Annotated in this window: 2 protein-coding genes; one reads left to right on the forward strand and one right to left on the reverse strand. The window is 68.7% G+C overall.

Annotation, left to right across the window (positions count from 1 at the left end; translation table 11 throughout):
• Positions 1-810: alanine racemase (locus AC14A7_RS02070; RefSeq protein WP_484006222.1), on the forward strand; the 810-nt coding region annotated here is incomplete at its 5' end.
• A gap of 365 nt (positions 811-1175) precedes the next feature.
• On the opposite strand, the gene AC14A7_RS02075 is transcribed toward AC14A7_RS02070, so the two are convergent.
• The coding region (locus AC14A7_RS02075; protein ID WP_484006223.1) for a hypothetical protein at positions 1176-1706 on the reverse strand (531 nt) is incomplete at its 5' end.

The raw sequence follows: 1706 nt of genomic DNA on the forward strand, positions 1-1706 counted from the left end.
ACCCGCCTGACGGTCGCCGTCGACTCGGCGACCGCGATCGAGCAGCTGGCGAGCACGGCGCGGGTGGTCGACCGCGAGATCGGCGTCTACATCGAGCAGGACCTCGGGATGCACCGCGTCGGTGTGGCGACACCGGAGGAGGTCGTGAAGCTCGCCCAGCTGGTCTGGCGCAGCCCGCCGCTCCGCTTCGCGGGAATCGCGTTCTATCCCGGGCACATCCGCGAGCCCCTCTCGAAGCAGGGGCCGGCGATCGAGCGGCTGAGCAGCGACGTCAGGCAGACGATCGACGCGCTCGAGCGCGAGGGGCTTCCCCCAGCGGTGGTGAGCGGCGGCTCGACGCCAGCGGCTTGGCGGATGCACGAGGTGGATGGCCTGACCGAGGTCCGTCCCGGCACCTACGTCTACAACGACCGGGTGACCGCCGCGATCGGCGCCTGCAGCTGGGACGACTGCGCGCTGACTGTCGCGGCGACGGTGATCAGCACCGCCGTCCCCGGCCAGGCCGTCGTCGACGCCGGCGCCAAGTCGTTAGGCAGGGAGCCGATGCGCGGCGCCGAGGGCGAGGGCTTCGGCGCGCTGCTCGACCGTCCCGAGCTCGTGGTGTCGCGGATGTCCGAGGAGCACGGGATCATCGAGCTCGGCGACAGCGACTGGAAGCCGAAGGTGGGGGACCGCGTGCGCATCGTGCCGAATCACGTCTGCATCGTGGTTCATCTCTTCGACGAGATCTACGGCGTGCGCGGCGATGTCGTCGAGACCAGCTGGCCGGTCGCGGCGCGAGGAAGAGGCTCGGCAGCGCCACCGCAGTAGGACGCGCTCGCAGGACACTGCGTTGACTGCGGCCCGGGGCGTTGACGGCTGTGCGCTGGGCCAGTGTCGTACAGCTTGGTCTGGGGAGGAAAAAGAGTACGAAGAGTAACAAGAGGCGGCCAACCTCCCGGCCACTACGGGTGCGGCCGAACTGATTGAGGGCAAGCGTGGCGAGATCATCTTCCCATGCTTGCCCCCCAGTTGTTCGGCTCGGGCCGTAGTGGCCCTGCACGAGGTAGTCTCTTCCGACTCTTTTGCCTCTTTTTCCTCCCTAGACAACGCTATGCGGCTCCAGCTCGTCGCACAGCCATCAACGCCCCGGGCCGCCGTTCAGCGCAGGATCTGCAGGCCGCCGGCACAACCGCCTAACGCTCCCGCGCCGCGGCCAGCAGCTCGCGGATCAGCGTCGCGACCGGCCCGGTGAAGTCGTTGTCGGTCCAGTACTCCTCGTGGGACAACGGATTCCATGAGCGGAGCGGGCTGCCGACGTTGATCTGGAGGTCGGCGCTGACGGCGTCGTGGTAGGTCGGGCTCAGGGGCCGCAGGGGGTAGCCGAGGACGTCGTCGGCGTCGAAGAAGTTGAGCCAGCGGGCGGCGGCGCGGAGTGGTGTGGTGAGGGTCGGGACGGGGAACCGGATCGCGACGATCTCGTCGAGGCAGAGGGTGAACAGCGGGATGTTCGAGCCGAAGGTGACGAGGCCGGCGAGGGTCTCCATGCGCTGGGTCGGCGTCGTGCCGGGGGTCGGGGCCTTCTGTTCGTCCCAGATGTAGTTCGAGACGATCGCGCTGCCTAACGAGTGGGCGAGGACGACGATCGGCTTGTCGCCGCCCATCTGGTCGCGGAGCGCGCCGAGGTGCTCGCGGATGCGCGCGTGGATGGTGCGATAGACATCCAT

It is taken from the genome of Conyzicola sp. (assembly GCF_057073975.1).